Origin of the sequence: Rhizobium sp. TBD182 (genome assembly GCF_001950375.1) — a bacterium.
GTDB lineage: Bacteria > Pseudomonadota > Alphaproteobacteria > Rhizobiales > Rhizobiaceae > Agrobacterium > Agrobacterium tumefaciens.
In genome coordinates this window covers 27283-28017 of the sequence record NZ_BDLN01000012.1, presented here as the reverse complement: position 1 = coordinate 28017, position 735 = coordinate 27283, and the positions used below count along the sequence as shown (strand labels likewise).

General features: G+C 62.2%; 2 protein-coding genes. Both read right to left on the bottom strand.

Going from position 1 to position 735, the window contains the following annotated elements; genetic code table 11:
* The coding region (locus tag T18_RS27990) for a transposase (RefSeq protein WP_323455264.1) at positions 1–285 on the bottom strand (285 nt) is incomplete at its 3' end.
* Between the two features lie 45 nt (positions 286–330).
* Positions 331–735, bottom strand: a 405-nt coding sequence (tnpB, locus tag T18_RS24045) for an IS66 family insertion sequence element accessory protein TnpB (protein ID WP_414896164.1), incomplete at its 5' end; no start/stop codon positions are given.

Here is a 735-nt window from a genome sequence, read left to right as displayed (position 1 = left end):
ACCGGCGTCCGCTTCCAATTCCTCGAGTTGCAGTTCCATCTGCTCCAGGAGCCGCGCCTTACGCTCGGACCGGCTGCCGTAGAGTTCACGGCGGACCTTGTCGATCTCCACCTTCAGCCGAGCGATCAGCGCTTCGGAATGCGATACGAGTGCCTTTGCACTGGCGGCTTCTGCCTTGGCGGTTGCCGCTTCTGCTTCGGCTGCAACACGTCGAGCGCGTTCCTGGGCCAGCAATGCGAGGGCACTGGCAAGGTCGTCCGGAAGCTCTTCGGTCGCGTCGCTCATGACAGGATGGAATCATATTTGACCCCATCATTCCAGTGTTTTTGCTCATCCGGCCGACGTCGGCCGCCAGGTCTTTTGCGGCATCCGCCAGTCGATGCCCTCCAGCAGATAACCGAGCTGCGCAGGCGTGATCACCACCGTGCGATCGGCCGCTGACGGCCAGATGAAGCGTCCTCGCTCAAGCTTCTTCGTGAACAGGCAAGCTCCCTGGCCGTCATGCCAGATCACCTTGATCAGGCCACCGCCTCGGCCGCGGAATACGAACAGGTGACCGCACATCGGGTCGCGCTTCAGCGCCTCCTGCACCATCAACGACAGACCGGGGAAGCCTTTGCGCATATCGGTATGGCCCGTCGCCAGCCAGACCTTCACGCCAACAGGAACCGGGATCATCGCAGCCCCAGCACGCAATCGAGAATCCGGCCAAGCGCGTCCGTGTCGATGTCGCTT